Source organism: Sphingomonas phyllosphaerae FA2 (assembly GCF_000427645.1).
GTDB lineage: Bacteria > Pseudomonadota > Alphaproteobacteria > Sphingomonadales > Sphingomonadaceae > Sphingomonas > Sphingomonas phyllosphaerae.
Genome location: NZ_KE386571.1, coordinates 3609018 through 3634187, shown reverse-complemented (window position 1 = coordinate 3634187; position 25170 = coordinate 3609018). Strand labels below are relative to the sequence as shown.

The 25170-nt window shown below is 69.0% G+C and carries 24 protein-coding genes; 14 read left to right on the top strand and 10 right to left on the bottom strand.

Annotated features, from left to right (window positions below; translation table 11 throughout):
• The first annotated feature begins 4 nt into the window (after positions 1–4).
• From SPHPH_RS0117585 to SPHPH_RS0117565, 5 genes are all read left to right on the top strand, one after another.
• The gene (locus SPHPH_RS0117585) at positions 5–958 is read left to right on the top strand and encodes a YihY/virulence factor BrkB family protein (protein ID WP_028967870.1); all 954 of its coding nucleotides are present in this window, start codon (positions 5–7) and stop codon (positions 956–958) included.
• A 25-nt stretch (positions 959–983) separates the two neighbouring features.
• Positions 984–1775, top strand: coding sequence for an enoyl-ACP reductase FabI (gene fabI, locus SPHPH_RS0117580; protein ID WP_037488812.1), 792 nt, complete (start codon positions 984–986; stop codon positions 1773–1775).
• Complete coding sequence (locus tag SPHPH_RS0117575; protein WP_238303187.1) at positions 1772–2317, top strand: GNAT family N-acetyltransferase; 546 nt, start codon at positions 1772–1774, stop codon at positions 2315–2317. The genes fabI and SPHPH_RS0117575 overlap by 4 nt, the downstream gene beginning before the upstream one ends.
• Before the next feature lie 71 nt (positions 2318–2388).
• The gene (locus tag SPHPH_RS0117570) at positions 2389–2709 is read left to right on the top strand and encodes a hypothetical protein (protein WP_028967867.1); all 321 of its coding nucleotides are present in this window, start codon (positions 2389–2391) and stop codon (positions 2707–2709) included.
• Entirely contained in the window at positions 2706–4256 is a 1551-nt protein-coding gene (locus SPHPH_RS0117565) for a methyl-accepting chemotaxis protein (RefSeq protein WP_051273123.1), read from the top strand. The genes SPHPH_RS0117570 and SPHPH_RS0117565 overlap by 4 nt, the downstream gene beginning before the upstream one ends.
• A 167-nt stretch (positions 4257–4423) precedes the next feature.
• Here SPHPH_RS0117565 and SPHPH_RS20195 read toward each other — a convergent pair whose 3' ends face one another.
• The 5 genes from SPHPH_RS20195 to SPHPH_RS0117540 all read right to left on the bottom strand — a co-directional run bounded on the left by SPHPH_RS20195 (position 4424) and on the right by SPHPH_RS0117540 (position 8774).
• Entirely contained in the window at positions 4424–4831 is a 408-nt protein-coding gene (locus SPHPH_RS20195) for a reverse transcriptase-like protein (protein ID WP_051273360.1), read from the bottom strand.
• Complete coding sequence (locus SPHPH_RS0117555) at positions 4828–5367, bottom strand: pseudouridine synthase (RefSeq protein WP_028967865.1); 540 nt, start codon at positions 5365–5367, stop codon at positions 4828–4830. The genes SPHPH_RS20195 and SPHPH_RS0117555 overlap by 4 nt, the downstream gene beginning before the upstream one ends.
• Positions 5364–6977: an NAD(P)/FAD-dependent oxidoreductase gene (locus SPHPH_RS0117550; protein ID WP_028967864.1), complete on the bottom strand. Its 1614-nt coding sequence runs from the start codon at positions 6975–6977 to the stop codon at positions 5364–5366. The genes SPHPH_RS0117555 and SPHPH_RS0117550 overlap by 4 nt, the downstream gene beginning before the upstream one ends.
• Positions 6978–7197: 220 nt before the next feature.
• Entirely contained in the window at positions 7198–8214 is a 1017-nt protein-coding gene (locus SPHPH_RS0117545) for an LLM class flavin-dependent oxidoreductase (RefSeq protein WP_028967863.1), read from the bottom strand.
• A gap of 170 nt (positions 8215–8384) precedes the next feature.
• Positions 8385–8774, bottom strand: a complete 390-nt coding sequence (locus SPHPH_RS0117540; protein ID WP_028967862.1) for a winged helix-turn-helix transcriptional regulator — start codon at positions 8772–8774, stop codon at positions 8385–8387.
• A 90-nt stretch (positions 8775–8864) separates the two neighbouring features.
• Here SPHPH_RS0117540 and SPHPH_RS0117535 point away from each other — a divergent pair, with 90 nt between their 5' ends.
• The 3 genes from SPHPH_RS0117535 to SPHPH_RS20190 all read left to right on the top strand — a co-directional run bounded on the left by SPHPH_RS0117535 (position 8865) and on the right by SPHPH_RS20190 (position 13172).
• The gene (locus SPHPH_RS0117535; protein ID WP_028967861.1) at positions 8865–9989 is read left to right on the top strand and encodes an NADH:flavin oxidoreductase; all 1125 of its coding nucleotides are present in this window, start codon (positions 8865–8867) and stop codon (positions 9987–9989) included.
• A gap of 80 nt (positions 9990–10069) precedes the next feature.
• The gene (locus SPHPH_RS0117530) at positions 10070–12865 is read left to right on the top strand and encodes a DUF3857 domain-containing protein (protein ID WP_051273122.1); all 2796 of its coding nucleotides are present in this window, start codon (positions 10070–10072) and stop codon (positions 12863–12865) included.
• 58 nt (positions 12866–12923) lie between these two features.
• Complete coding sequence (locus SPHPH_RS20190; RefSeq protein WP_037488805.1) at positions 12924–13172, top strand: hypothetical protein; 249 nt, start codon at positions 12924–12926, stop codon at positions 13170–13172.
• A 99-nt stretch (positions 13173–13271) separates the two neighbouring features.
• Here the strand turns inward: SPHPH_RS20190 and SPHPH_RS20185 are convergent, their stop codons facing one another.
• Entirely contained in the window at positions 13272–13532 is a 261-nt protein-coding gene (locus SPHPH_RS20185; protein WP_051273358.1) for a hypothetical protein, read from the bottom strand.
• A gap of 126 nt (positions 13533–13658) precedes the next feature.
• Between SPHPH_RS20185 and SPHPH_RS20180 the strand changes: the two genes are divergently transcribed.
• The 6 genes from SPHPH_RS20180 (at position 13659) to SPHPH_RS20600 (ending at position 20115) form a co-directional block, all read left to right on the top strand.
• Positions 13659–14168, top strand: a complete 510-nt coding sequence (locus tag SPHPH_RS20180; RefSeq protein ID WP_051273120.1) for a 2Fe-2S iron-sulfur cluster-binding protein — start codon at positions 13659–13661, stop codon at positions 14166–14168.
• A complete protein-coding gene (locus SPHPH_RS0117510; RefSeq protein WP_028967859.1) occupies positions 14165–15130 on the top strand; it encodes an FAD binding domain-containing protein in 966 nt (321 codons plus the stop codon). Before SPHPH_RS20180 ends, SPHPH_RS0117510 begins: the two co-directional genes overlap by 4 nt.
• Entirely contained in the window at positions 15127–17376 is a 2250-nt protein-coding gene (locus tag SPHPH_RS0117505) for a xanthine dehydrogenase family protein molybdopterin-binding subunit (RefSeq protein ID WP_051273118.1), read from the top strand. Before SPHPH_RS0117510 ends, SPHPH_RS0117505 begins: the two co-directional genes overlap by 4 nt.
• Positions 17377–17546: 170 nt before the next feature.
• Positions 17547–18470 (top strand): XdhC family protein, encoded by a 924-nt coding sequence (locus tag SPHPH_RS0117500; protein WP_028967857.1) that lies wholly within the window; start codon positions 17547–17549, stop codon positions 18468–18470.
• A complete protein-coding gene (locus tag SPHPH_RS20175) occupies positions 18457–19128 on the top strand; it encodes a nucleotidyltransferase family protein (RefSeq protein ID WP_051273116.1) in 672 nt (223 codons plus the stop codon). Before SPHPH_RS0117500 ends, SPHPH_RS20175 begins: the two co-directional genes overlap by 14 nt.
• A gap of 87 nt (positions 19129–19215) precedes the next feature.
• Complete coding sequence (locus SPHPH_RS20600; protein WP_081668684.1) at positions 19216–20115, top strand: sensor domain-containing diguanylate cyclase; 900 nt, start codon at positions 19216–19218, stop codon at positions 20113–20115.
• Between the two features lie 10 nt (positions 20116–20125).
• Here SPHPH_RS20600 and SPHPH_RS0117485 read toward each other — a convergent pair whose 3' ends face one another.
• The 4 genes from SPHPH_RS0117485 to SPHPH_RS20165 all read right to left on the bottom strand — a co-directional run bounded on the left by SPHPH_RS0117485 (position 20126) and on the right by SPHPH_RS20165 (position 25112).
• Positions 20126–21334: an ABC transporter permease gene (locus SPHPH_RS0117485; protein WP_028967855.1), complete on the bottom strand. Its 1209-nt coding sequence runs from the start codon at positions 21332–21334 to the stop codon at positions 20126–20128.
• A gap of 184 nt (positions 21335–21518) precedes the next feature.
• Complete coding sequence (locus tag SPHPH_RS0117480; RefSeq protein ID WP_028967854.1) at positions 21519–22241, bottom strand: ABC transporter ATP-binding protein; 723 nt, start codon at positions 22239–22241, stop codon at positions 21519–21521.
• Positions 22231–23601, bottom strand: a complete 1371-nt coding sequence (locus tag SPHPH_RS0117475; RefSeq protein ID WP_028967853.1) for an efflux RND transporter periplasmic adaptor subunit — start codon at positions 23599–23601, stop codon at positions 22231–22233. The genes SPHPH_RS0117480 and SPHPH_RS0117475 overlap by 11 nt, the downstream gene beginning before the upstream one ends.
• A complete protein-coding gene (locus tag SPHPH_RS20165) occupies positions 23601–25112 on the bottom strand; it encodes an efflux transporter outer membrane subunit (protein ID WP_051273356.1) in 1512 nt (503 codons plus the stop codon). Before SPHPH_RS20165 ends, SPHPH_RS0117475 begins: the two co-directional genes overlap by 1 nt.
• Between the last annotated feature and the right edge of the window lie 58 nt (positions 25113–25170).

Here is a 25170-nt window from a genome sequence, read left to right as displayed (position 1 = left end):
GTGCGTGACCGACGCCCCGCTATCGTTGACGCCTGAAGACCGCGGGCGCCACCACGGCGCCGCGCGGCGTCGGCTCGACCGCCAGCTCGCGCGCGTCCGCCCCGGCGCCTATGCGTGGGAGGTGTTCAAGCGCGCGGTGATTGGCGTGTGGACCGACGGGTTCATCTACGCCGGCAACCTCGCCTATCTCGCGCTGATGACGGTGTTTCCGTTCTTCATCGTCGCCGCGGCGGTGGCGTCGCTGTTCGGGCAGAGCGACGACGTGCAGCGGGGGCTGGCCAGCTTCCTGTCGGTGCTGCCGCGCGACGTGGCGGAGGTGTTGCGGACGCCGATCGCCAATGTGTTGCAGGCGCGGACCGGGCCGTTGTTGTGGTTCGGCGCGCTGGTCGGGCTGTGGACGGTCGGCAGCTTCGCCGAGACGATCCGCGACATCTTCCGCAAAGCCTATGGCACCCGCTCGTCGCAGTCGCTGTGGCGCGCGCGGCTGGGGCTGAGCGTCGCGATCATCGCCTCGGTGGTGATCGCGCTGTTCGCGTTTCTGGTGCAGGGCATCCTGACCGCTGCCGAGCAGTTCATCTATCGCCTGCTGCCGGTGGCGCAGCACGTCGCGGAGTGGCTCAACATCGCGCGGCTGGTGCCGGCGGCGATCATGTTCGGCGCGCTGTACATGCTGTTTTACTCGGTGACGCCGGGCAAATACCGGCGCAGCGACGCGCGCAAATGGCCGGGCGCGCTTTTCACGACCCTGTGGTGGGTCAGCATGACGGCGGGGCTGCCGTGGGCGCTGTCGCAGCTCGGTGGCTACGACCTGACCTATGGCAGCCTCGCCGGTGTAGTCGTCATGCTGTTGTTCTTCTATCTGATCGGGCTGGGACTGGTCTTCGGCGCGCACCTCAACGCGGCACTGGCGGAGCCGCCCGAACCGGTTGTAGAGGGGACCGGACAGGGTGAATCATAATGCAGGTATACGCGTGAACGGATTGATGGCGGGCAAGCGCGGGCTCATCATGGGGCTGGCCAACGACAAGTCGCTGGCGTGGGGCATCGCCAAGAAGCTGAGCGAGGCCGGCGCGGAGCTCGCCTTCTCCTATCAGGGCGCGGCGATGGAGAAGCGCGTGCGCCCGCTCGCCGAGCAACTGGGCGTCGCGCGGCTGTTCGATTGCGACGTATCGGACATGGACGCGCTCGACGCGACCTTCGCGGCGCTGGCCGCGGAATGGCCGACGATCGACTTCGTCGTTCATGCGATCGGCTTTTCGGACAAGTCGCAGCTGCGCGGGCGCTATTACGATACAACGCTAGACAATTTCCTGATGACGATGAACATCTCGGCCTATTCGCTGGTCGCGGTGGCGCAGCGCGCGCGGCGGATGATGCCCGAGGGCGGGTCGATCCTGACGCTGACCTATTATGGCGCCGAGAAGGTGATTCCGCATTACAACGTGATGGGCGTGGCCAAGGCGGCGCTGGAGACGAGCGTGAAGTATCTCGCGGTCGATCTCGGCCCCGACAATATCCGCATCAACGCGATCTCGGCCGGGCCGATCCAGACGCTGGCGGCGCGCGGGATCGGCGATTTCAACTATATCCTGAAGTGGAACGAGCTGAATTCGCCGCTGCGCCGCACCGTGACGATCGAGGACGTCGGCGGCGCGGGACTCTACATGCTCTCCGACCTGGCGAGCGGCGTGACCGGTGAGATCCACCATGTCGACGCGGGCTATAACGTGATCGGGATGAAGGCCGAGGACGCGCCGGACATCGCGCTGGCGTGAGCATCGCGGGCGTGACGATCGCGATCCGCCCGGCGGCGAGCGGCGACGTCGCCGCGATCGACGCGCTGCTCCGCACCGTCTTCCCGCGCGCCGACGAGGCCGATCTGGTCCGGCAATTGTGCATCGACGGCGACATGGTGCTGATGATGGTCGCGGTTGACGAGGACGCCGACGAGAACGGGGGCGCGCTGGTCGGCGCGGTCGCGTTCAGCCGGATGACGGTCGAGGTCGGCGGCAAGGCGATCGCTGCGGTGGCGCTCGCCCCGGTCGCGGTCGCCGAGGATTATCGCCGGCAGGGCGTGGCCGAGGCGTTGGTCCACGCCGGGATCGAGCGGATCGAGGCGGCGCGTGTCGTGCTGTGCTTCGCGCTGGGCGAGTCGGCTTTCTACGCGCGGTTCGGCTTCCATGCCGATTATGCGAAGAACTTCGCCTCGCCTTATGCGGGCGAGCATCTGATGGCGTTGCCGGTGCAGGGCGGGTTGATGCCGTGCGGCGAGCGCGGGGTGGCGGCGCACGCGGCGGCCTTCGCACGGCTCGGCTGAGCGGGCCGCGACGCGCAAATACCTTTCCTCAATTACGGTAAGTTAAGCACCGATTCTTACAAGCCTGCGGCATGGATCACCGTTCCGATCGGCTGTTACTAATGGCGCAGGCCGGCGTCGGCGTCGCCGCGCTCGCGATCATGAGCCTGTACCCGCCGGCCGAGGGGCGCATCCTGCTGATCCCGATCGTCGACCGTGACGTCAACGCCACCGCGCGGCTGGCGCTGTCGTCGGGGGCTGCGTTGCTTGGCGAGGGGCCGCTGCGAGGATCGCTGGTGGTGGTGGGAAGCCGCGCGCGGATTGCGGCGCAGCTTCGACCGTGGCGCGCCGTGATGTTGGCCGCCCCACCCGCCGGCTGTGGCGCCCTATCCCGACAGGCGACCGTCGCATGAGCACGGCGATCGATCCGCTCGACCGGATGCGCCTGTACGGCGTCAGGGGCTGGGCTTGGGCGGGCTGGATCGTGCTTGCCGGATTGTGCGTGGGCGACCTGCTGATCGGCGGCGGCAAGCTGCCGGTGGTGCTGGCGATCGGGCTGCTCGCCAATATCGGGCCGACCGCGATGGTGGTGCTCGGGCGGCACGATGCGGTCGCGCGCGCGATGATGGGGTCGCTGGCGACGGTGTTGCCGGCGCTGCTGGTGTTCGTCCTGCAAGGGCGCGTTTGGCAGATGGACGCGCACATGTATTTCTTCGTCGCGATGGCGGCGCTGCTGGTGCTCGCCGACTGGCGGCCGATCCTGCTGGCGACCGGGCTGACCGCGGTGCATCATGTGCTGCTCGAATGGTTCGCGCCCGACTGGGTGTTCGACGGCAACGGCGACCTGACGCGGGTGCTGTTCCATGTCGTCGCGGTCGGCTTGCAGTTCGGCGCGCTGACGGTGGTGACGCTAATGCTGGAGCGGCTGTTCGCGGCGCAGGAGCGCAGCCTGCAACGCGCGCGCGAGCTGACCGCGATCGCCGAGGAGGGCCGGCGTGCCACCGAGAGCGCGCTGGAGCAGGCGCGGCTGGCCGAGGATCGCGCGGGGCGTGAACGGCGGCGGCGCGAGGAACAGGCGGCGCAGCTCGCGAACGACCGGCGGGGCGAGCTGATGATGCTGGCGGGCGAGTTCGAACGATCGGTGACGTCGATCGTCGGCGGGATCGCGCAGGCGAGCGAGCGGCTGGAGCAGGCGGCGATCCAGCTGGAAGGCGGCACCGCCGCGGCGCGCGGCGACGCGGTGTCGGCGGCGACGAGCGCCGGCGAGGCCGCGACCGATATCGGGCAGGTCGCCGCGTCGATCCGCGACCTGACGCGCTCGATCCAGACGATCGCGGTCGCCGCCGAGCGACAGTCGCAGCTGACCGACGGGGTCTGCACCGCCGCGCAGCGCAGTGTTCAGACCGCCGCGATGCTGGAGGAGCAGGCGGTGCAGATCGAAGGCTTTCTCGCCGACATCCGCCGGATCGCGGCGCAGACCAATTTGCTCGCGCTGAACGCGACGATCGAGGCGTCGCGCGCGGGCGAGGCGGGGCGCGGCTTTGCGGTGGTCGCGGGCGAGGTGAAGGCGCTCTCCGCCGACACGACGCGCGCGAGCGACCGGATCGGGGTGCTGATCGCGGGCATTCGCGAGGGGGTGGCGGAGACCGGCGAGAAATTGCGCACGGTGACGCAGGCGGTGGCCGAGGTTTCGGGGGCGGCGCGCGGGATCAAGGTGGCGGTGGACGAGCAGCGCAGCAGTGCGCTGGCGGTGGACGGCGGCGCGGCGCGCGCGGCGGATCTGGCGGAGGCGATCGGCGGCGGGATCGGCGCGTTGGTCGAGACGGTCGGCAAGGCGTCGACGCTGTCGGCGACGGTGCGCAACAGCGCGAGCGCGCTGGCGACCAGCGCGCGCGATCTGCATGGGTCGACCAATCGCTTCGTGGCGTTCCTGACGTGCGAGCGCGCGGCGGCGGAGTGAAGGGGTTATTGGTGCCCCGGACTTGATCCAGAAAGACGGCCAATTTCTCGTCATTCCCGCGAAGGCGGGAATCCAGACGCGTAGGTCTGTCGATAGAGTCGGGAGGTCAGAGGTTCTGGTTTCCCGCCTTCGCGGGAATGACGGGCAAGGCGATGCGGGGGCCCGGGTCAGCCCAGAGACGACGGGGTGATGGCGGAGAGCTGTGCCGGTTGGGTCCAGCGCTGCACCGCTTCCAGTGCGATGCCCGCCAGATTCTGGGTGCGCTTTATGTAGCGGATGCGCAGCCGGCCGGCGGGGCGCGGGAGCGACTGGAAGCGCTCATAATGGTCGCGGTACGCGGGCGGGCAGCGGATCGCGCCGTGCGCCTGCGCGATCACCGCCGCGGCGTCGCCGAGCAACACCGCTTCGGCGAGCCCCAGATCGTTGGCGAGCGTCAGCGCGGCAGTCAGCGCGAGCCACTCGGCCTCCATGCTGCTGCCGGGGCCAAGGTCGCGACGCATGTACGTCCGCCCGCCTGCGACCAAAGCATATTCCATCCCGGCGGGCGAATAGCCGCCGTCGAAGAAGATTTTCATGCCGCCCGCCACGCTCCCGGCGCGAGATCGCCGAGCGACCAGTCGCCGACCCGCCAGCGGATCAGCCGCAGCGTCGGGTGGCCGATCGCGGCGGTCATGCGGCGGACCTGCCGGTTGCGGCCCTCGCGGATCGTCAGCGCGATCCATGTGTCGGGGATGCTCGCGCGGTAGCGGATCGGGGGCGTGCGCGGCCACATTTTGGGCGCGTCGAGCGGTTCGACCTCGGCGGGCCGCGTCATGCCGTCCTTGAGCATGACACCGGTGCGCAGCGCGGCCAGCGCGGCAGCGTCGGGGACGCCCTCGACCTGCACCCAATAGGTCTTGGGCAGCTTGAACTTCGGGTCGGCGATCCGCGCCTGCAACCGGCCGTCGTCGGTGAGCAGCAACAGCCCCTCGCTGTCGCGGTCGAGCCGGCCGGCGGGGTAGACGCCGGGCATTTCGATGAAGTCCGACAGCGTCGCGCGCGTCGTCGGGGAACCGCGATCGGTGAACTGGCTCAGCACGTCATAGGGCTTGTTGAACAGGATCAGCGTCATGCGCGCGCGATCTGCTGCGCCACCGCCTCCGCGACGCGGATGCCGTCGACCGCCGCCGACAGGATGCCGCCGGCATAGCCCGCCCCCTCGCCCGCCGGATACAGGCCGCGGGTGTTGAGGCTCTGCATGTCCTCGCCGCGCGTGAAGCGCACCGGCGACGACGTGCGCGTCTCGACCCCGGTCATCACGACATCGGGATGGTCGTAGCCCTTGATCTGGCGGCCGAACACCGGGATCGCCTCGCGCATCGCCGCGATCGCGAAATCGGGGAGGACTTCGGCAAGGTCGGTCGGGGTCACGCCGGGCTTGTACGACGGCACGACGCTGCCGAGCGTCGTCGAGGCGCGGCCGGCGAGGAAGTCGCCGACGCGTTGCGCAGGGGCGTGATAGGTCGAGCCGCCCGCGACGAACGCCTTCGCCTCGATCTCGCGTTGCAGCGCGAGCCCGGCGAGCGGGTCGCCGGGATAGTCGCGCTCGGGGTCGATCGCGACGACGAAGCCGGAATTGGCGTTGCGTTCGTTGCGCGAATATTGGCTCATGCCGTTGGTGGCGACGCGGCCTTCCTCGCTGGTCGCGGCGACGACGGTGCCGCCGGGGCACATGCAGAAGCTGTAGACCGTCCGCCCGTTCGAGCAGTGATGCGAGATGTGATATTCGGCCGCGCCGAGCACCGCATGCCCGGCATCGGGGCCGAAGCGCGCGCGGTCGATCCACGATTGCGGGTGCTCGATGCGGACGCCGATCGAAAAGGGCTTGGCCTCGGCATGGACGCCAGCCTCGACCAGCAGCGCGAACGTGTCGCGCGCGCTGTGGCCGATCGCCATCACGACATGCTCCGCCTCAAGATAGCCGCCGTCGTGGAGGTGCAGGCCCTTGATCCGGCGCTCCCCGCCCTGCTCCGCGACGTCGAAGCCGGTGACACGGGTCGAGAAGCGATATTCACCGCCGAGTTCCTCGATCGTCGCGCGCATGCTCTCGACCATCGTCACCAGCCGGAAGGTGCCGATATGCGGGTGCGCTTCGGTGAGGATCTCCTCGGGCGCGCCGGCCTTGACGAATTCGGTCAGCACCTTGCGGTTGAGGTGGCGCGGATCCTTGATGCGGCTGTAGAGCTTGCCGTCGGAGAAGGTCCCTGCCCCGCCCTCGCCGTACTGGACGTTCGACTCGGGATTGAGGACGCTGCGCCGCCACAGGCCCCAGGTGTCCTTGGTCCGCTCGCGCACCACCTTGCCACGTTCGAGAATGATCGGACGGTAACCGGCCTGCGCGAGAATCAATGCGGCGAACAGCCCGCATGGCCCGGCGCCGATCACCACCGGGCGCGGCGCGCCGTCGTTCGCGGGCTCGGGCGCGCGGTAGCGGGTGTCGGGGGTGAGCGAGACGTCGCGGTCGCGGCGGTTGCGCGCGAGCACCGTACCCTCGTTCTTCACCGCGACGTCGACCGTGTAGACGAGCTGGATGCGGCCATGTTCGCGCGCATCGTTGCCGCGCCGCGCCACGGTGAAGCGGATCAGGTCGCGCGGGGTGATGCGCAGCCGCTTGACGATCGCGGCGGGCAGCGCCTCGTCGGCATGGTGGAGCGGCAGTTTCAGGTCGGTGATGCGGATCATGGCGGCGGGGCTTTAGCGGGGTTCGCTGGGCGAGGCGAATGTTGCGAATGTTGAGACGATAAAGGGGGTATTCGTCGGGTCGGCGGCTTGGGAATGAATAGCCGAAGGCGGATGGTGTAGGACATCACCACTACGTCATTGCGAGCGTAGCGCGGCAATCCAGGGCGTCCTGATCCGGCCCTGGATTGCTTCGCCACGCTCGCAATGACGGACGTTGGCGTCACCGCCAGCCCAGCGCCGGGGCGACGTGGCGGAGGATGTTCTCCAGCACGTGCGCGTTGTAGTCGACGCCGAGCTGGTTGGGGACGGTCAGCAACAGCGTGTCGGCCTCGGCTACGCCCTCGTCGGCGCGGAGCTGCTCGATCAACTTCTCGGGCTCGGCGGCGTAGGAGCGGCCGAACACCGCGCGCATGTTGTCGATCACGCCGATCTGGTCGCCGCCGCCGTCGCGCCCGAAATACGCCCGGTCGCGGTCGTCCGTCAGCGCGAAGATCGAGCGCGACACCGAGACGCGCGGGGTGCGGGTGTGGCCCGCCGCCTTCCACGCCTCGCGATAGGCGCGGATCTGTTTCGCCTGCTGGACGTGGAACGGCTCACCGCTTTCGTCGGCCTTCAGCGTCGAGCTTTGCAGGTTCATTCCCATCTGCGCCGCCCAAACCGCGGTGGCGTTCGACGCCGAGCCCCACCAAATCCGCTCGCGCAGGCCTTCGGCGTGCGGCTCGAGCCGGAGCAGGCCCGGCGGGTTGGGGAACATCGGCTGCGGATTGGGCTTGGCGAAGCCCTCGCCCTGCAACAGCCGCAGGAACAATTCGCTGTGGCGGCGGCCCATGTCGGCGTCGCTTTCGCCGGCGGCGGGGGCGTAGCCGAAATAGCGCCAGCCCTCGATCACCTGCTCGGGCGAGCCGCGGCTGATCCCGAGTTGCAGCCGGCCGCCCGCGATCAGGTCGGCCGCGCCGGCATTCTCGGTCATGTAGAAGGGGTTTTCGTAGCGCATGTCGATCACGCCGGTGCCGATCTCGATCGTGCGCGTCCGCGCGCCGACCGCCGCGAGCAGCGGGAACGGCGAGGCGAGCTGCTGCGCGAAATGGTGGACGCGGTAATAGGCGCCGTCCGCGCCGAGTTCCTCGGCGGCGACGGCGAGGTCAATCGACTGGAGGAGGACGTCGCTGGCCGAGCGGGTAGCGGAGCCGTGCGCGTTCGACCAGTGGCCGAAGGAGAGGAAGCCGATCTTTTTCATGTTCAATCCTTTACTCCCTCCGTTCGTCCTGAGGAGAGGCTGAGCCCGTCGAAGCCTCGTCTCGAAGGGCCTGCGCGCGCGGCTGTGCTTCGAGACGGCATTTCGACTTCGCTCAATGCCTCCTCAGCACGATCGGGGGTGGGGTGTGAATGCGGTGAGCCGCTAGGGCGTCAGGCCGCCACCTTCTCGTCGAAGCTGCGGCGGGCCTCCTCGACGTGCGGCATGTTCTCGATCGTCCAGCGGTACAGTGCCTTGAACGGCTGGTGCAGCGAGCGCCCCAGCGGCGTGATCGCATATTCGACCGCGACCGGCGACGCCGGGATGACGCGCCGCGACACCATGCCGTTGCGCTCCAGCCGGCGCAGACATTGCGTCAGCGCCTTTTGCGTCACGCCCTCCAGGTGGCGGCGGATTGCGTTGAAGCGCATCGGCCCGGCATCGAGCACGGTGAGCACCATCATCGACCATTTGTCGGCGATCTGGTCGAGCAGCGCACGGCTGGGGCAATCGACCGAGAAATGCTGGCAGACGTGCGGCGGCGAGAGCGTGGCGGTTTCCATGAGTATACCTAGTCGATCGCAGGTGCGTTATTGACCTCAGGTTTCCGATATATACCTGAAGGGTCACAATCACAAGAAAAGGCGCCGTGGATGTCCTCCGCTTCGGTCGATACGTTGTTCCGTCCCTTCTCGCTCGGCTCGCTGGAGCTGCCCAACCGCATCGTCATGGCGCCGATGACGCGCACGATGGCGCCGGGCGGCGTGGTCGGCGAGGCCAATGCCGCTTACTACCGCCGCCGCGCCGAAGGCGGCGTCGGGCTAATCCTGTCCGAGGGCACGGTGATCGACCGGCCGTCGTCGCGCAACCATCCCGGCATCCCGTTCTTCCACGGCGACGCCGCGCTGGCGGGCTGGAAGGGCGTGATCGACGCGGTGCACGCGGCGGGCGGCAAGATGGGGCCGCAGATCTGGCACACCGGCGCGACCAATGGTCCGCCCGCGGGTGACTGGGCGCCGCCGCAGCCGGTCGAGAGCCCGTCGGGCTATAATGCGCCCGCGGAAGCGCGCGGTCAGGCGATGAGCGACGAGGACGTCGCCGACACGATCGCCGCCTTCGCGCGCGCGGCGGCGGAGGCCAAGGCGCTCGGCTTCGACACGGTCGAGATCCATGGCGCGCACGGCTATCTGATCGACCAGTTCTTCTGGGGCGGCACCAACCAGCGCAACGACACTTACGGCGGCGCGACGATCCGCGAGCGGTCGCGGTTCGCGGGCGAGGTGGTCAAGGCGGTGCGCGCGGCGGTTGGCCCCGACATGCCGGTGATCCTGCGCGTCAGCCAGTGGAAGCAGCAGGATTATCGCGCGCGGCTCGCCGAGACGCCGGAGGCGATGACCGATTGGCTGCTGCCGCTGGTCGAGGCCGGCGCGAACGTGCTGCATTGCTCGCAGCGGCGGTTCTGGGAGCCCGAGTTCCCCGAGCTGGACGGCGAGGGCGGGCTCAACTTCGCGGGCTGGGCCAAGAAGCTGACCGGCGCGACGACGATCAGCGTCGGCTCGGTCGGGCTGTCGGGCGAGTTCCTCGCGGCGTTCGGCGGCGAGGGATCGACCAGCACCGATCTCGACCGGCTGGTGGCGCGGATGGAGCGCGACGAATTCGACCTGATCGCGGTCGGGCGTGCGCTGATCAGCGACCCGGAATGGGTGGCGAAGGTGCGCACGGGCGATGCCGCGGGGCTGAAGGGCTTCGAGGCGAGCGCGTTGGGCGAGTTGGTGTGACCTTGAACGGCACGCGATAATCGCGATTGCCTCCCCCTGCGCGGCCGATATCATGGCCGCTCAGGGGGAGCTTTCGAACGATGCGATGGTGGACGACGGCGGCGGTGTGCGCACTGGCCGCAGGGACGGCGAACGCGAGCGAGACGCCGCTTTATCAGCCCGCGCCCGACTGGGTGAAACCCGCCCCGCCGATCACCCCCGCACAGTTGACGGCGGCTGCGCCGGTCTTGGTGTTGCTCGACACGCAGCAGCGGCTGAAGGACGGGCAGGTGTGGCGCTATGTCGACACCGCCACCCGCGTCGCCTCGCCCGAGTTGATGGCGCAGGCCGGGATGCTGGCGATCCCGTGGCAGCCCGATCAAGGCGATTTCATCGTCCACCGCGTCGAGATCATCCGCGGGGCCGAGCATATCGATCTGCTGGCGGGCGGGAAGCGCTTTACGGTGCTGCGCCGCGAGACGAGCCTGGAACAGCGCGAGATCAACGGCGTGATGACCGCCAACCTGCCGATCGAGGGACTGCGGATCGGCGACGTGGTACACACGACCATCTCAATCACGCAGACCGACACGGCGCTGAAGGGCCAGATGCAGGCGCAGGCCGGGCTGGTCGTGGCGCCGCAGCGCGCCGGCTATACCCGCACCCGTTTCCTGTGGCCCGCCGACACCGCGATGCGCTGGAAGGTGCAGGCCGAGGGCGTCAAGCCGGTCGAGACGAGCGCGGGCGGGATGCGCGAGCTGGTGATCGCGGACGCGCTGCCCAAGCAACCCGACATGCCCGGCGACATGCCCGCGCGCTTCGTCCACCCGGCCTTCGTCGAGGTGGCCAGCTTCGCCGACTGGGCGGCGGTGGCGCGGACGATGGCGCCGCTCTACGCCACCGACGGGCTGATCGCGCCGGGCAGCCCGCTGGCCGCGGAGGTCAAGCGGATCGAAGCCGCCGAGCGCGACCCGGTGAAGCGCGCCGGACTGGCGCTGGAGCTGGTGCAGGAAAAGATCCGCTACCTCTATAATGGCATGGCCGGGGGCAATTACACGCCACAGGCGCCGGCGCAGACCTGGACGCTGCGGTACGGCGACTGCAAGGCCAAGACGCTGCTGCTGCTGGCGCTGTTGCATGCGATGGACATCGACGCCGAGCCGGTGCTGGCGCCGGCGCAGGCCGGGGACGTCTTCACCGACCGCCTGCCCTCCCCCGGCGCGTTCGACCATGTGCTGGTGCGTGCGACGATCGGGAACGAGGTGCTGTGGCTGGACGGCACGATGAACGGCACGAAGCTGACCGATCTGCGCGACGTGCCCGCATTCCGCACCGTCCTGCCGCTTCGCGCCGCGGGTGCGACGCTGATGCCAGTGCCGTTCCGTGCCCCCGCGCGCCCCGATGGCGACATGACCGTCGTGCTCGACAATCGCGCCGGGGTGACGCTGCCCACGCTCGCGACCGTGACGATGAAGATGCGCGGGCCGGCGGGTGCGATGCTGGGGCTGGTCGCGACGCAGGCGACGCCGGAACAGACGCGCGAGATGGCGCAGGCTGCGCTTACCCCGGTCCTGGGCGAATTGTGGGTGGTCGATCAGTCGCTGGCATTCGATGCGGACACCGGCGTCGGCACGCTGACCGCCAGCGCGATCATTTCGACGCAGTGGAAGGAGGAGCGCGGACGGCGGCGGCGGCTGTCGCTCGATCGCACGCTGGACGACCTGTCGTTCACGCCGGATCGCGGCCGCCCGGCATGGCGCGCGATCCCGGTCGCGCTGGGACAGCCCTCACGCACCGTCTTCCATCTTCGCGTCGAGATGCCCGGCGACGGCAAGGGCTTCGACGTGGAGGGCGCTCGCAGCTTCGACGCGCCGCTGGCGGGTCGCACGGTGAAGCGCACCGTCGCGCAGAGCGGCACGACCATCAGCGTCGACGACGATGTGGCGCTGATCCAGCCCGAGGTCGCCGTCGAGGCGATTCCGGCGGAGCGCGCGCGGGTGGCGCTGGCGCGGACCCGCAAGCTGGAGGTCGCCGCCCCCGCGTCGCTGCGCGCACACATCGCGGAAGTGATGAGCGCACGGCAAGGCGACCGGCTGAAGCCGCTGGAGGCCGCCTATGCCAAGGCGATCGCCGCCGAGCCGACCGAGGCGGGCGCGTACCAGAACCGCGCCAATTTCCGCACCGGCATCTTTGATTTTGCCGGGGCGATCCCCGATTTGACCAAGGCGATCGAGATCGCGCCCGACGCGGACCTGTACCTGCGACGTGCGAATTCCTATGCGATGACCGGCGACACGAAGCGGCAACGCGCCGATCTGGACGAGGCGCTGGCGCTGAGCCCCGACGCGGCGGGCGCGACGATGCAGATGGCGCGCTTCATGCTGGATCACAGCGAAAAGGACGCCGCGCTGGCGATGCTGGACGAGCGGATCGCGGCGGGCGGCAGCGAGGTGCCCAATTATATGTCGGAGAAGGCCAATCTGCAGGCTCGCGCCGGCGACGCCGCCGGGGCCGTGGCGACGATGGACGCCGCGGTCGCGGCCAACCCCGGCAATGCGCAACTGCTCAACAGCCGCTGCTGGACCAAGGGCACTGCGCGCATTCAATTGGAGAGCGCGCTAAAGGATTGCACGCAGGCCATCGAATCCGGCGCGCGGCTGGCCGCACTCGACAGCCGCGCGATGGTCTATTTCCGGCTCGACCAGCTCGACGCCGCACTGGCCGATCTCGACGCGGCGCTGGAGGACGAGCCGGACCTGCCGGCCAGCCTGTTCCTGCGGGGCGTGATCCGCAACCGGCAGGGAAAGCGGGCTGAGGCTGCGGCCGACCTGCTGGCCGCGCGGACGATGTGGCCGTTGGTGGATGCGGAATATGCGCATTGGGGCATCAAGCCGTGACGGACCCCATGCCGCCATCCGTGCGTAGGGACCGTACATCCCGCGCACGGAGAGCGACATGACCGACAAGCAACCGATGCAGGCCGATGGCGAGGGCACCGCGCCGCACGATCCCGATGGCAGCGGCGAAGTGGCGAGCCGGCGCGACAGCAGCGGCGAAAGTCAGGGCGGCGCCTATCCCAACCCGCATACCGGCAAGGAAGGCGGGCACTTTCAGGGCGGCCAGACCGAGCGGGGCTATCACGGCGGCAATCAGGCCGGCGAGGAAAAGGACGGGCCGCAGCCGAACGCGCCGTCGACGGAGTGAGGGACGCCCTACGTCCGTCATTGCGAGCGTAGCGAAGCAATCCAGGGCCGGATCAGGACGCCCTGGATTGCTTCGCTACGCTCGCAATGACGGCCGAGGTCAGTAACCAGCCGGCAGGCGCTGGCCCTGATTACCGTCCGCCTCACAGGTATCCGGATGCTTGCGACATTCCTTGTCGCGCTTTTCCTGCTCCTTGCGCATCTTTCGGACGTATTTCTCGTCGCGCTCCTTCGGGCTGGTGGTCATCAGATCGGCGGTCTTGCCAACGGCCTTTACCGGCAGCGTCGCGACGTTCCACGCGGTGCGCACGCACCCGCTGGTCGCCAGCAACACCGCGCCCGCCATCATCACTTTACGCACCATACCGACCTCCCGCCTTCCTGCGTCGCATAGCAGCGCAAAGCTGAACGAATCGCATGAGAATCGTTCGCACGGACCTCCCCTCGCGCGCCGACGTTCTTGGCGGGTCAGCGAGAGGCGGAACACATGCACTTCACGATCAATGGCCAGTCGCACGAGGCGGAGGTGGATGTCCGTACCTCATTGCTCGACCTGTGCCGCGAACATCTGGGGCTGACCGGCTCCAAGAAAGGCTGCGACCACGGGCAGTGCGGCGCATGCACGATGCTGGTCAACGGGCGGCGGATCAATTCCTGCCTCACGCTGGCGGTGATGCACCAGGACGACGAGATCGTAACGATCGAGGGGCTGGGCACGCCCGAGAATCTCCACCCGCTGCAATCGGCGTTCGTGCGGCATGACGGCTATCAATGCGGTTATTGCACGCCGGGGCAAATCTGCTCGGCGGTCGGGATGCTCGACGAGGCGAAGAAGGGCTGGCCGAGCCACGCCTCCGCCGATCTGACCCGCGCCGACCTCGACAACGCCGAGATCAGCGAGCGGATGAGCGGCAACATCTGCCGCTGCGCCGCCTATCCCAATATCGTCGACGCGATCCGTGAGGTCGCCGACGCCAGCGCGAAGGTGGACGCATGAAGACCTTCGACTATGCACGCGCCGACAGCGTCGAAGCCGCCACGCACGCGGGCGGGCGGTTCATCGCCGGCGGCACCAATTTGCTCGATCTGATGAAATTGCAGGTCGAGACGCCCGAGAAGCTGGTCGACATCACCCGGCTCGATCTGAACACGATCGAGGAGCGCGAGGATGGCGGGCTGACGATCGGCGCTTTGGTGCCGAACAGCGATCTCGCCGCCGATCCGCGCGTGATCGAGAAATATGAGGTGCTGAGCCGCGCGCTGCTGGCGGGCGCGTCGGGGCAATTGCGCAACAAGGCGACGACCGGCGGCAATCTGCTTCAGCGGACGCGCTGCTATTATTTCTACGACACCGCCGCCGGCTGCAACAAGCGCCAGCCGGGCAGCGGGTGCGAGGCGATCGGCGGGTTCAACCGCATCCACGCGATCCTCGGCACCAGCGATCAATGTATCGCGACGCACCCCGGCGACATGCCGGTGGCGATGCGCGCGCTCGACGCGGTGATCGTCACGCAGAAGGCGGACGGCGACAAGCGCCGCGTGCCGATCGGCGACTTCTACCGGCTGCCCGGCGACACGCCGCACATCGAGAACGTGCTGGAAGCGGGCGAACTGATCACGCATGTCGAGCTGCCCGCGCCGACGGGTGGGCGGCATCTGTATCGCAAGGTGCGCGACCGCGCGTCCTATGCCTTCGCTCTGTTCTCGGTCGCGGCGGTGGTGACGGTCGAGGACGGCGTCATCACCACGGCGGCGCTGGCGTTCGGCGGGGTCGCGCACATGCCGTGGCGGAACCCGGCGGTCGAGGCGGCGCTGATCGGCAAGGCACCGTCCGACGCCGCCTTCAACGCCGCGGCCGATGCGCTGCTCGACGGCGCGAAGGGCTTCGGCACCAATGATTTCAAGATCCCGCTGGCGCGGCGTACGTTGATCGCCAGCCTGCGCGAGGTGACGCAATGACGCTGATCGACAAGGTGCTCGGGCGCGAGGATACCCGCTCGCTGACGATGAACGAAGCGCATCCGCACAGCTGGCTCGATGCGGGTACGCAGGGCGTGATCGGCAAGCCGCTCGACCGCATCGAGGGGCCGCTGAAGGTGTCGGGCAAGGCGACCTATGCCGCCGAATATCCCGCCGAACGGCTGAGCTATGGCGTGCTGGTGCGCGCGCCGTTCGGATCGGGGAAGATCACCGACGTGGTCGCCGACGCCGCGCGCGCGCTGCCCGGCGTAATCGACGTCATCACCGATTACCCCAGCTTCATCCGCAACCCGCAGCAGGGCGGCGAGAAGAAGGCGCCCACGCAGGGGGTCGAGAAGGTCGATTACCACGGCGAAATCGTCGCGATCGTCGTCGCCGAGTCGTTCGAGGCGGCGCGCGATGCCGCGGCGCAGGTCGAGGTGACCTACGAGCCGCGCGAGGGCCATTACGTCTTCGCCGCGCACCGCGATCAGGCGGACCGCCCGCCCCCCGACCAGATCCCGCCGCATATGACGAAGGGCGATCTCGACACGGCGATGGCGGACGCCGCGTTCACGATCGACGCGACCTATACCACGCCGAGCCAGAATTCCGCGGCGATGGAGCCGCATGCCTCGATCGCCGAGTGGAAGGACGGCTCGCTGGTCCTGCACGGCAGCTATCAGATGGTCGCTTCCGACCAGATGCAGCTCGCAGCGGCGCTGGGGGTCGGCAAGGACAAGGTGCGGATCATCTCGCGCTATGTCGGCGGCGGGTTCGGGTCGAAGCTGGGCATCGCGCCCGAGAGCGTTGCGGCGGCGATCGCGGCGAAGCGGCTCGACCGGCCGGTGAAGGTCGCGATGGCGCGCCAGCAGGTGTTCGACGCCACCGTCCGCCGCTCAAACACCGAGCAGCGCATCCGGCTGGCGGCGGACGCGCACGGCAAGCTGACCGGGCTGGGGCATGAGACGCTCGCCAGCAATCTGCCCGGCGAGGATTATTTCGAGCCGGCCGGGATCGGCACGCAATTCGCCTATGCGGCCGAGAACCGGCTGATCGATCACAAATTGGTGCGGCTCAACTGGCTGTTGTCGGGGTCGATGCGCGCGCCGGGCGAGGCGGTCGGGATGCTCGCGCTGGAAGCGGCGATGGACGAACTGGCGTACAAGGTCGGCATCGACCCGATCGAACTGCGCCGCCGCAATGAGCCGGCGATCGATCCGACCAACGACGTGCCCTTCTCGACGCGGCAGCTGATCCCGTGTCTCGACAAGGGCGCGGACTTGTTCGGCTGGTCGGACCGCAAGGCCGAGCCGGCGAGCGACCGGCGCGGCGAGTGGCTGCACGGCGTCGGCGTCGCAGCGGCGGTCCGGTCGAACATGCTCCAAAAATCGTCGGCGACGGTCGAGTTGACCGCGGACGGTCGCGCGATCGTCTCGACCGACATGACCGATATCGGCACCGGCACGTACACGATCCTCGCGCAGATCGCCGCGGAGACGCTGGGGCTGCCGCTCGACCGCGTGATCGTCCACCTCGGCGACGGCGCGGCCCCGCCCGCGGCCGGGTCGGGCGGATCGTGGGGCGCGGGCTCGTCGGGATCGTCGGTCTATCTGGCGTGCGAGGGGCTGCGCGAGAAACTCGCCAAGGCGATGGGTGTCGAGGTCGGCGCGATGACGCTCAAGGACGGGCGCGCGATCGGCGAGAACCGTGCGGTCGACATCGCCGAACTGGCCGGCGACGGCATGACCGTCACCGGCACGATCGCGCCGGGCAAGCAGGAGAAGCTTCACCGCCAGGCCAGCTATGGCGCGCATTTCGCCGAAGTGAAGGTGAACGTGACGACCGGCGAGGTGCGCGTCGAGCGGATGCTCGGCGTATTCTCGGCGGGGCGGATCCTCAACGAGAAGACCGCGCGGTCGCAATGTCTCGGCGGGATGACGTTCGGTATCGGCGCGGCGCTGACCGAGGAGCTGGTCCATGATCCGCGCAACGGCAAGGTGGTGAACCGCGATCTCGCCGAATATCACGTGCCGGTGAACGCCGACATCCCGCAAATCGAGGTCGCGTTCCTTGATGAGCGCGATATCCACGCCAATCCGATCCACGCCAAGGGGATCGGCGAACTGGGCATCTCGGGCGCGGGCGCGGCGATCGCCAATGCTATCTACCATGCGACCGGCGTGCGGGTGCGCGACTATCCGATCACCTGCGACAAGTTGCTGGCGGAGTTGCCCGCGGTTTGAGGGATGGCGGGTCCCCCTCCTTTCGTCGCCCCGGACTTGATCCGGGGCCCCGCTTCTTTTTCGCGGCGGAGTGAAGAAGAAGCGGGATCCCGGATCAAGTCCGGGATGACGGGGAACTTGGGCAGGGGTAGCGCAAAAGCCGCAATGACGTGGCTCCTTGAAAGACGATAATGGCAGACAATGATTCCGTCCTCGCCGCCGCTGCCGCCTGGAAGGGCGAGCCACTGGCGCTCGCCACCGTGGTCTCGACCTGGGGCTCGGCGCCGCGGCCGCGCGGGAGCCACATGCTTGTCCATGCCGACGGGCGGTTCGAGGGGTCGGTGTCGGGCGGGTGCGTCGAGGGCGATATCCTCGACACCGCCGCGCAGGTGATCGCGGGCGCGCCGTTTGCGGTGAAGACATACGGCGTCGCCGACGACAGCGCGTGGCAGGTCGGGCTGCCGTGCGGCGGCGAGATTTCGGTGATGGTGCAGCCGGTCAGCGCCGAGGGCTTCGACCCCGAATTGTTCGACCGCATCGCCGCGGCGCGCGCGGCAGGCAAGTCGCTGACCGTCACCACCGATCTGTCCACCGGCCACGCCGATCTGCGCCCGCAGGAGACGGGTGAGGTGTTCGTCAATCGCTACGATCCGCCGCGCCGACTGCTGATCGTCGGCGCGGTGCAGATCGCGCAGAGCCTCGCCGCGCTCGCCGCGACGCTGGGGATCGAGGTGGTGGTGATCGACCCGCGTGGGCGGTTCCTGACCGAAGAGCGCTTCCCCGGCGTGACGCTCGACGACCGCTGGCCCGACGAGGCGGTAGCGGCGTGGAAGCCGGGGCGAGCGACCGCAGTCGTGACGCTGAGCCACGACATCAAGATCGACGATCCCGCGCTGATCGCCGCGCTGGCCAGCAACGCCGCCTATGTCGGCGCGCTGGGCAGCCGCCGCAGCCATGCGGCGCGGCGGGAGCGACTGGCGGCGTCGGGCGTTGACCCGCATCAACTCGACCGCATCGATGGCCCGGTGGGCATCGACATCGGCGCGATCGGCCCGGCGGAGATCGCATTGTCGATCGCCGCCGCGATGGTGGGAGCCTTTCATGATCGCCGTTGAAGATACCGTCCTGATCCTGCTGGCCGCCGGCCGTTCCGATCGGTTCGGCGAGGGGAACAAGCTGGAGGAGCAATTCCTCGCGCGCCCGCTGGGGCTGCACGTCGCGGTCGCGCTGGAGGACATGCCGTTTCGCGAGCGGATCGCCGTCGTCGACGGCTGCACGATCGATTACGCCTCGCATCATTTCACCGTGCTGCACAACGACGCCGCGGACCGCGACATGGCCTCGTCGGTGCGGATGGGGGTCGATTGCGCCCGCGCGCGGGATGCCAAAGCGGTGCTGATCGCGCTGGCCGACATGCCGCGCGTCACCGCGGCGCATATCTATCGGCTGTTCGATGCCGCCGCCGATCTCGACGGGCAGGCGGTGGTGGCGTCGAGCGACGGCACCACGCCGCGGCCACCAGTGCTGTTCGGGTGTAACCGGTTCGAGGAAGTGCTGGCGATCACCGGCGATCAGGGCGCGCGCGATCTGATCCAGGCGGGACGGCATGTCGTCGCGAATGCCGCCGAGCTGATCGACGTCGACACGCCCGAAGATCTGGAGCGGCTGCGCGAGCTGGTGCACGCGCCAGAGGCGTTGATGCGCCCCGATTCGCACCTGCTGCGCGCGGGATCTCGCGAGGAACGTCAGGCCGCGATCGACAAGGCCGACTGACGCGCACGTCAAGCGCTTTACCGGCGTTAACCATCCTTTTACTGTCTTCCGCTACCGACACCCTTTGGTGCAAGTGGCAGACCTGCGATGACGAACCCCGGAACCAGCGTCAGTAAGTCCCTGTTCGAAATGGCACTCGACGCGCTGCCGGACGGCGTCGTGTTGATCGATGCCGATCGGCGCGTGATTTACAGCAACGCCGCGCTGATTCGCCAATGGGGCGTGCCCGAGGAAATCGCGGCAACGCGCGACGAGCATCTGATGCTCGGCTACGCCTGTCAGCAGCTCGTCGACCCCGCGCAATTCCTGAACGAAGTCGATCGCGTCACCCCGACGAACGAGCCGGTCGAGGACGAATTGTTGCTGCGCGACGGGCGGATCCTGATGCGGCGCAGCGTGCCGTTCGTCACCGACGGCGCGTTCGCGGGGCGGCTGTGGGTGTTCTCCGACGTGACCGAAGCGCGGTCGGCGCGGCTCGATCCGCTGTGTGGCATTCCCAACCGGCGCGCCTATTCGGCCGACTTCCCCGCCTTTGCCGAGGCGGCGCCCGACGGGTCGGTACGATCGGTGGGGATCGTCGATGTCGATAACTTCAAGGCGTATAACGATCTGTACGGCCATGCCGCGGGCGATCTGGTGCTGCGGCAGATCGGTGCGCTGCTGCGCAAACGGATCGCGCCGGTCGAGGACATGGCGTTCCGCATCGGCGGGGAGGAGTTTCTTGTCGCGTGTCGCGTCGCGGAGGAAGGCGATGCGGTCGCCTTTTTCGAGACGTTGCGCGCGGCGGTCGCCGGGCTCGACCTGCCGCATGACGGCAATGTGCCGCACGGCAAGGTGACGATCTCGATCGGGGTCGGCACGTTTCGCGAGCCGCAGCCCGCCAGCGACCTGTTCACGCGGGTCGATGCCGCGCTGTACCGCGCCAAGCGCGATGGCAGGAACCGGATCGCGCGCACCGACACCGAGGCGCTTCGCGCCGCCGGGTGACGCGCCGCCGCTATTCGTGGCGGAGCGCGTCGATCGGGTTGAGCGCCGCCGCGCGCCTTGCAGGGAAATAGCCGAACACGACGCCGATCACTGCCGAGATCGCAAAGGCGATCATGTTGATCTGCGGGTCGAACGTCCATGGCACGTCGAGCAGCGGGGTCAGCCCGGCGATCACCGCCTGCGCGATCACGAGCCCGATCAGCCCACCGAGGCATGACAATACCACCGCCTCGACGAGGAATTGCAGCAGCACCTCGTTTGCGACCGCGCCGATCGCGAGCCGGATGCCGATCTCACGCGTGCGTTCGGTGACGCTGACCAGCATGATGTTCATGATCCCGATGCCGCCGACCACCAGGCTGATCGCCGCCACCGCCGCGACGATCCGCGTCAGCGCGGTGGTGGTGCCGGTCAGCGTGTCGCTGATCTGCTTGGTATCGAAGATGTTGAAATTGTCCTCGCGTCCGTCGGTGATCGTGCGGCGCTCGCGCAGCAGGTCGGTGATCGCGGACTGTACCCCGGCGGTCTGGTAGCGCTGGTCGACCCCGACCAGCATCAGCCGGATGTCGCGGCTGCCGGTGAAGCGGCGCTGGACCGCCTTGATCGGCATGATAACGACATCGTCCTGATCGCCGCCGAACCCGGCCTGCCCGCGCGTGCTGAGCGTGCCGATCACGTCGCAGCTGACGTCGCCGAGCCGGAAGCGCTCGCCGACCGCCTCGCCGCCGCGAAACAGGTTCTGGCGGACGGTATTGCCGATGATGCACACCGCCTTGCCCGCCTGTTCCTCGGGCGTCGTCCAATAGCGTCCGCTGGCGAGCGGCCATGGCTGGACCTGAAAATAGGCGGCGGTGGTGCCGTTGATCGTCGTCGACCAGTTCGCGCCTTCGTAGATCGCGGTCGCGCTGGCCTGTGCCTGCGGGGCGACCGCGGTGACGCCGGCGACCTGCGTCGCGATCACGGTGACGTCCTCGGGGGTGAAGTCGGGCGGACGGGGTCCGCCGCCGCCGCGGCCGAAGCCCTGCCCGGGGCGGATCTGGAGGATGTTGGTGCCGAGCGCGGCGATCTGCGACTGGACCGCGGCGGTGGTGGCCTTGCCGAGCGTGACCATCGTCACCACCGCACCGACGCCGATGACGATGCCAAGGATCGTCAGGAACGAGCGCAGGATGTGGCGGCGGATCGAGCGCAGCGCGAGGAGGAGCGTGGTGCCGAACATCAGACGCGCACCGGCGTTGCGTAGAACGGCGCGGCGCCATGTTCCGATTTTATTGAGGGAGTGCCTCGGCCCGTCAATGTCGTGGCCCCGGACTTGATCCGGGGCCCCGCTCCTGTCGGCGCGGAACGGAAGAAGCGGGGTCCCGGATCAAGTCCGGGACGACGGGAGGGGGAAGGTCGGAGGGTCACGACACCTTCTCCCCCTGCGCGTGTTGCGTCTCGATCCGTTCGACCAGCCCGTCCTTGAAATGGACGACGGTGCGCGCGAAGGCGGCCATGTCGGGTTCGTGGGTGACCATCAGCACGGTGATGCCGCTCTCGCGATTGAGGTCGGTCAGCAATTCCATGATCTCGACCGAGCGTTCCGAATCGAGATTGCCGGTCGGCTCGTCGGCGAGCAGCACGTCGGGGCGCGTGACGATCGCGCGCGCGATCGCGACGCGCTGCTGCTGGCCGCCCGACAGTTCGGCGGGGGTGTGATCCCACCAGCGGTCGAGCCCGACCTTCTCCAGCGCCGCCATCGCGGTCGCGCGGCGCGCGCGCTTCTCGTCGCCGCGATAGAGGAGCGGCAGTTCGACATTCTCGAGCGCGGTGGTGCGGCTGAGCAGGTTGAAGCCCTGAAACACGAAGCCGAGATAGCGGCGGCGCAGCAACGCGCGCTCGTCGCGGTCGAGCGTCTCGACATGGTGCCCGCGAAACAGGAACGTCCCCGCCGAGGGCACGTCGAGGCAGCCGAGGATGTTCATCGTCGTCGACTTGCCCGACCCCGACGGCCCCATCACCGCGACGAAATCGCCCGCCGCGATATCGAGGTCGACGCCCTTGAGCGCCTGAAACTGCGTCGCACCCTGACCATAGACCTTGGTCACGCCGCGCAACGCGATCAGGGGCGCAGCCTCACTGGCCACGCGACCGGCCGCCCTTCGCCGCCCCGCCCGCCGCGCCCGCGCTCTCGCCCGCCGCGAGCTGCCCGGTGATGACCTGCTGCCCCGGCTGGAGCGCGCCGGCGGTCACCTCGGTCAGCGTGCCGTTGGTGTCGCCGGTCGTTACCTGCACCGGCTGCGGCGTGCCGTCCGCACCCTTGACGTAGACGGTCTGCGTCGCGCCGCGCCCGAGCGTGGCGCTGCGCTGTGCGGCGTTGCGGCGCGGCGGCCCGGCGAGGATCGTCCCGGTGATCCCGCCGCGCTTGCCGCCGGCCGCCGTCGGCTTGAAGCGGAAGGCGGCGTTGGGGACGAGCAGGACGTTCTGGCGATCGGCCGTCACGATGTCGGCGGTCGCGGTCATGCCGGGGCGCAGCTGCAAGGTCGGGTTGGCGACGGTCAGGTCGGCGGCATAGGACACCACCTGCCCGGTCGTGCTGGTGCTGCTGGTGCTGCTCGACGAGGAGGATGTCGCGCTGCTGACGGTCAGGTTCGAGCCGAGATCGACGCGCGTGATCGCCGCCGGGAAGGTCTTGCCTGGGAAGGCGTCGACGGTGAAGGTCGCCTTCTGCCCGACCTGCACCTCGCCGACATCGGCCTCGTCGATCGCGACCTCCAGCTTCATGCGCGTCAGGTCCTCGGCGATGACGAACAAGGTCGGGGTGTTGAACGACGCCGCGACCGTCTGGCCGGGATCGACCTGTCGTGCGAGCACGACACCATTGACCGGCGAGCGGATGATCGCGCGCGCGCGCTGCGTCTGCTGCTGCGACAATTGCGCGCGCGCGGCGGTGACGTTCGCCTCGGCGACGTTGAGCGCGGCGCGGGCGCGCTGCGCATCGGCCTGCCCGGTCTGAAGCTCGGTCTTCGACGGGACGCGGCCCTTCGACAGCCGATAGACTTCGTTGAGCCGCGCGAGCTGCGCCTGCGACTCGGCGAGCGTCGCGCGGGCCTGCGCCACCTGCGCCTCGTTGGCGGCGAGCGTCGCCTTGGCGGCGTTGATCTGGTCGTCGATCTGCTCGGGGTCGATCAGCGCGAGCGGCTGCCCGGCGGTGACGCGGTCGTTGACGTCGACCACCACCTTGGTGACGAGCCCCGACAGCTGCGAGCCGACCGTGACCTGATTGGTCGGCGCCAGCTTGCCGGTCGCCGAAACCGAGACGGTCAGTCGCCCGCGCGTCACCGGGGTGGTGGCATAATCGACCTTGTCGGGGTCGCCGAACACGCAGCGCGACAGCAGCAGCCCGACCAGCACGACCGCGGCGAGCACCAGCACCCATTTGCCCCAGCGCCGCCACGCCGGCTGCGGCTTCACACCGAGGAAATCGTCGAGATTGGGGTCGGCCATCAGGGATTTCCGTCCGTAGGGGCTGGCATCGGGGCGGGTTGGGCGAGCGTCGGCGCGGGGGCGACGCGCGGCGGGGCGGTCGGCACAGTGGTGCTGTCCCAGCCGCCGCCGAGCGCGGCGAACAGCTGGACCAGCGCGGTCGCCTCGTCGGCGCGCGCCTGGGCCGCGCTGTTGCGGGTGGTGAGCAGCGTCGCTTCCTGCTGGCTGAGCGTCGTGAAGTCGCTCAAACCGCTGCGGTATTGTTCGCGCGACAGCAAGGCGGCGTTGCCGGCGGCCTCATAGGCGACCGCCAGTTCGCGCTCACGGCGGTCGGCGGTGTCGAGCGCGACGACGGCGTTCTCGACATCCTCCAGCGCGGTCAGGACGGTGCCCTTGTAGGCGGCGAGCGCGGCGTCGGCGGCGGCCTCCTGCCCGCGTACCTGGCTGCGCAACCGGCCGCCGTTGAAGATCGCCTGCGTCAACCCCGCGAACAGCCCGCCCGTCACGGTGTCGAGCAACGAGCCGACGGTATTGGCGCGCGCGTTGATGTTCCCGCTGAACGTGAAGTTTGGATAGAGCGCGGCCTGCGCCACCCCGATCTGCGCGGTGGCGGCGGCGAGCGCGCGCTCGGCGCCGCGCACGTCGGGACGCTGGCGGAGCACGTCGGCGGGGATGCCGATCCCGGCGGGCGGGGTGCCGGTCGGGATCGCGCGCACCTCTGCGAGCAATGGCTTGAGCGCGCCGGGTGCCTGCGCGGTCAGCACGCCGAGCCGCGAGACGGCCGCGTTATATTGCTGTTCGAGCGTCGGGATCGTCGCCGCGGTCTGCGCGCGCTGCTGCCGCGCCTGTTCCTGATCGAGCGATGAGACGAGCCCGGCCTGAAGCCGGAACCCCGCGATCTCGAGATTGTCTTCCTGCAACGCCAGACTCGCGCGGGCATTGGCGAGCTGCTGCTGGTAGAGCCGCGCGAGGATGTAATTGCGCGCGGTCTCCTGCTGGACGGTCAGCAGCGCGGCGGCATAGTCGAACCCCGACGCCTCGTACTGCGCACGGCTCGCCTCGATCGTGCGGCGCACCTCGCCGAACAGCCCGAGCTGGTAGGAGGCGCTGCCGCCGACCGAGAAGTTGTTCGCGCCGCCACCGCCGCCGATGTTCTGGACGGTGCCGTCGGGCAGCGTGATCGTCTGCCCGCCGCCGCGCAGCGTCTCCGAGCGGCTGTAGCCGGTGTTGCCGCTGAGCGTCGGGAGCAGGTCGGCGCGGCTCTGCACCAGCGCCTCGCGCGCCTGCCGCAGCCGCGCCACCGCCTGCGCGACATCGGTGTTCGCCGCCGACGCCTGCTCAACCAACTGCCCGAGCACCGGATCGTCGAACCGCTGCCACCAGCGCGTCAGATCCTCGGGCGTCGGCGCGGCGCGCACCGAATAGCCGGAGGGCACCGCCAACTCGGCGGCGGCGGGCGGACGATAATCGGGGCCAACGGAGCAGCCGGCCGCCGCCAGCGCCATCGTCGTGCAGAGAAGAACGCGCCTCATATCGTCGTGCATGACGCACGCATAAGGCACGCGTCCAGCGCTAATATGTCGCGATATG

What these genes read in the sequence shown, in the direction of transcription:
- SPHPH_RS20175 (WP_051273116.1), top strand. Translation starts at nt 18,457, where the DNA reads ATGATCGCCGTTGAAGATACCGTCCTGATCCTGCTGGCCGCCGGCCGT.
- SPHPH_RS0117530 (WP_051273122.1), top strand. Translation starts at nt 10,070, where the DNA reads ATGCGATGGTGGACGACGGCGGCGGTGTGCGCACTGGCCGCAGGGACG.
- SPHPH_RS20190 (WP_037488805.1), top strand. Translation starts at nt 12,924, where the DNA reads ATGACCGACAAGCAACCGATGCAGGCCGATGGCGAGGGCACCGCGCCG.
- SPHPH_RS20180 (WP_051273120.1), top strand. Translation starts at nt 13,659, where the DNA reads ATGCACTTCACGATCAATGGCCAGTCGCACGAGGCGGAGGTGGATGTC.
- SPHPH_RS0117570 (WP_028967867.1), top strand. Translation starts at nt 2,389, where the DNA reads ATGGATCACCGTTCCGATCGGCTGTTACTAATGGCGCAGGCCGGCGTC.
- SPHPH_RS20195 (WP_051273360.1), bottom strand. Translation starts at nt 4,831, where the DNA reads ATGAAAATCTTCTTCGACGGCGGCTATTCGCCCGCCGGGATGGAATAT.
- SPHPH_RS0117535 (WP_028967861.1), top strand. Translation starts at nt 8,865, where the DNA reads ATGTCCTCCGCTTCGGTCGATACGTTGTTCCGTCCCTTCTCGCTCGGC.
- SPHPH_RS20165 (WP_051273356.1), bottom strand. Translation starts at nt 25,112, where the DNA reads ATGAGGCGCGTTCTTCTCTGCACGACGATGGCGCTGGCGGCGGCCGGC.
- SPHPH_RS0117505 (WP_051273118.1), top strand. Translation starts at nt 15,127, where the DNA reads ATGACGCTGATCGACAAGGTGCTCGGGCGCGAGGATACCCGCTCGCTG.
- SPHPH_RS0117500 (WP_028967857.1), top strand. Translation starts at nt 17,547, where the DNA reads ATGGCAGACAATGATTCCGTCCTCGCCGCCGCTGCCGCCTGGAAGGGC.
- SPHPH_RS0117545 (WP_028967863.1), bottom strand. Translation starts at nt 8,214, where the DNA reads ATGAAAAAGATCGGCTTCCTCTCCTTCGGCCACTGGTCGAACGCGCAC.
- SPHPH_RS0117555 (WP_028967865.1), bottom strand. Translation starts at nt 5,367, where the DNA reads ATGACGCTGATCCTGTTCAACAAGCCCTATGACGTGCTGAGCCAGTTC.
- SPHPH_RS0117540 (WP_028967862.1), bottom strand. Translation starts at nt 8,774, where the DNA reads ATGGAAACCGCCACGCTCTCGCCGCCGCACGTCTGCCAGCATTTCTCG.
- SPHPH_RS0117485 (WP_028967855.1), bottom strand. Translation starts at nt 21,334, where the DNA reads ATGTTCGGCACCACGCTCCTCCTCGCGCTGCGCTCGATCCGCCGCCAC.
- SPHPH_RS20600 (WP_081668684.1), top strand. Translation starts at nt 19,216, where the DNA reads ATGACGAACCCCGGAACCAGCGTCAGTAAGTCCCTGTTCGAAATGGCA.
- SPHPH_RS0117565 (WP_051273123.1), top strand. Translation starts at nt 2,706, where the DNA reads ATGAGCACGGCGATCGATCCGCTCGACCGGATGCGCCTGTACGGCGTC.
- SPHPH_RS0117510 (WP_028967859.1), top strand. Translation starts at nt 14,165, where the DNA reads ATGAAGACCTTCGACTATGCACGCGCCGACAGCGTCGAAGCCGCCACG.
- SPHPH_RS0117550 (WP_028967864.1), bottom strand. Translation starts at nt 6,977, where the DNA reads ATGATCCGCATCACCGACCTGAAACTGCCGCTCCACCATGCCGACGAG.
- SPHPH_RS0117475 (WP_028967853.1), bottom strand. Translation starts at nt 23,601, where the DNA reads ATGGCCGACCCCAATCTCGACGATTTCCTCGGTGTGAAGCCGCAGCCG.
- fabI (WP_037488812.1), top strand. Translation starts at nt 984, where the DNA reads ATGGCGGGCAAGCGCGGGCTCATCATGGGGCTGGCCAACGACAAGTCG.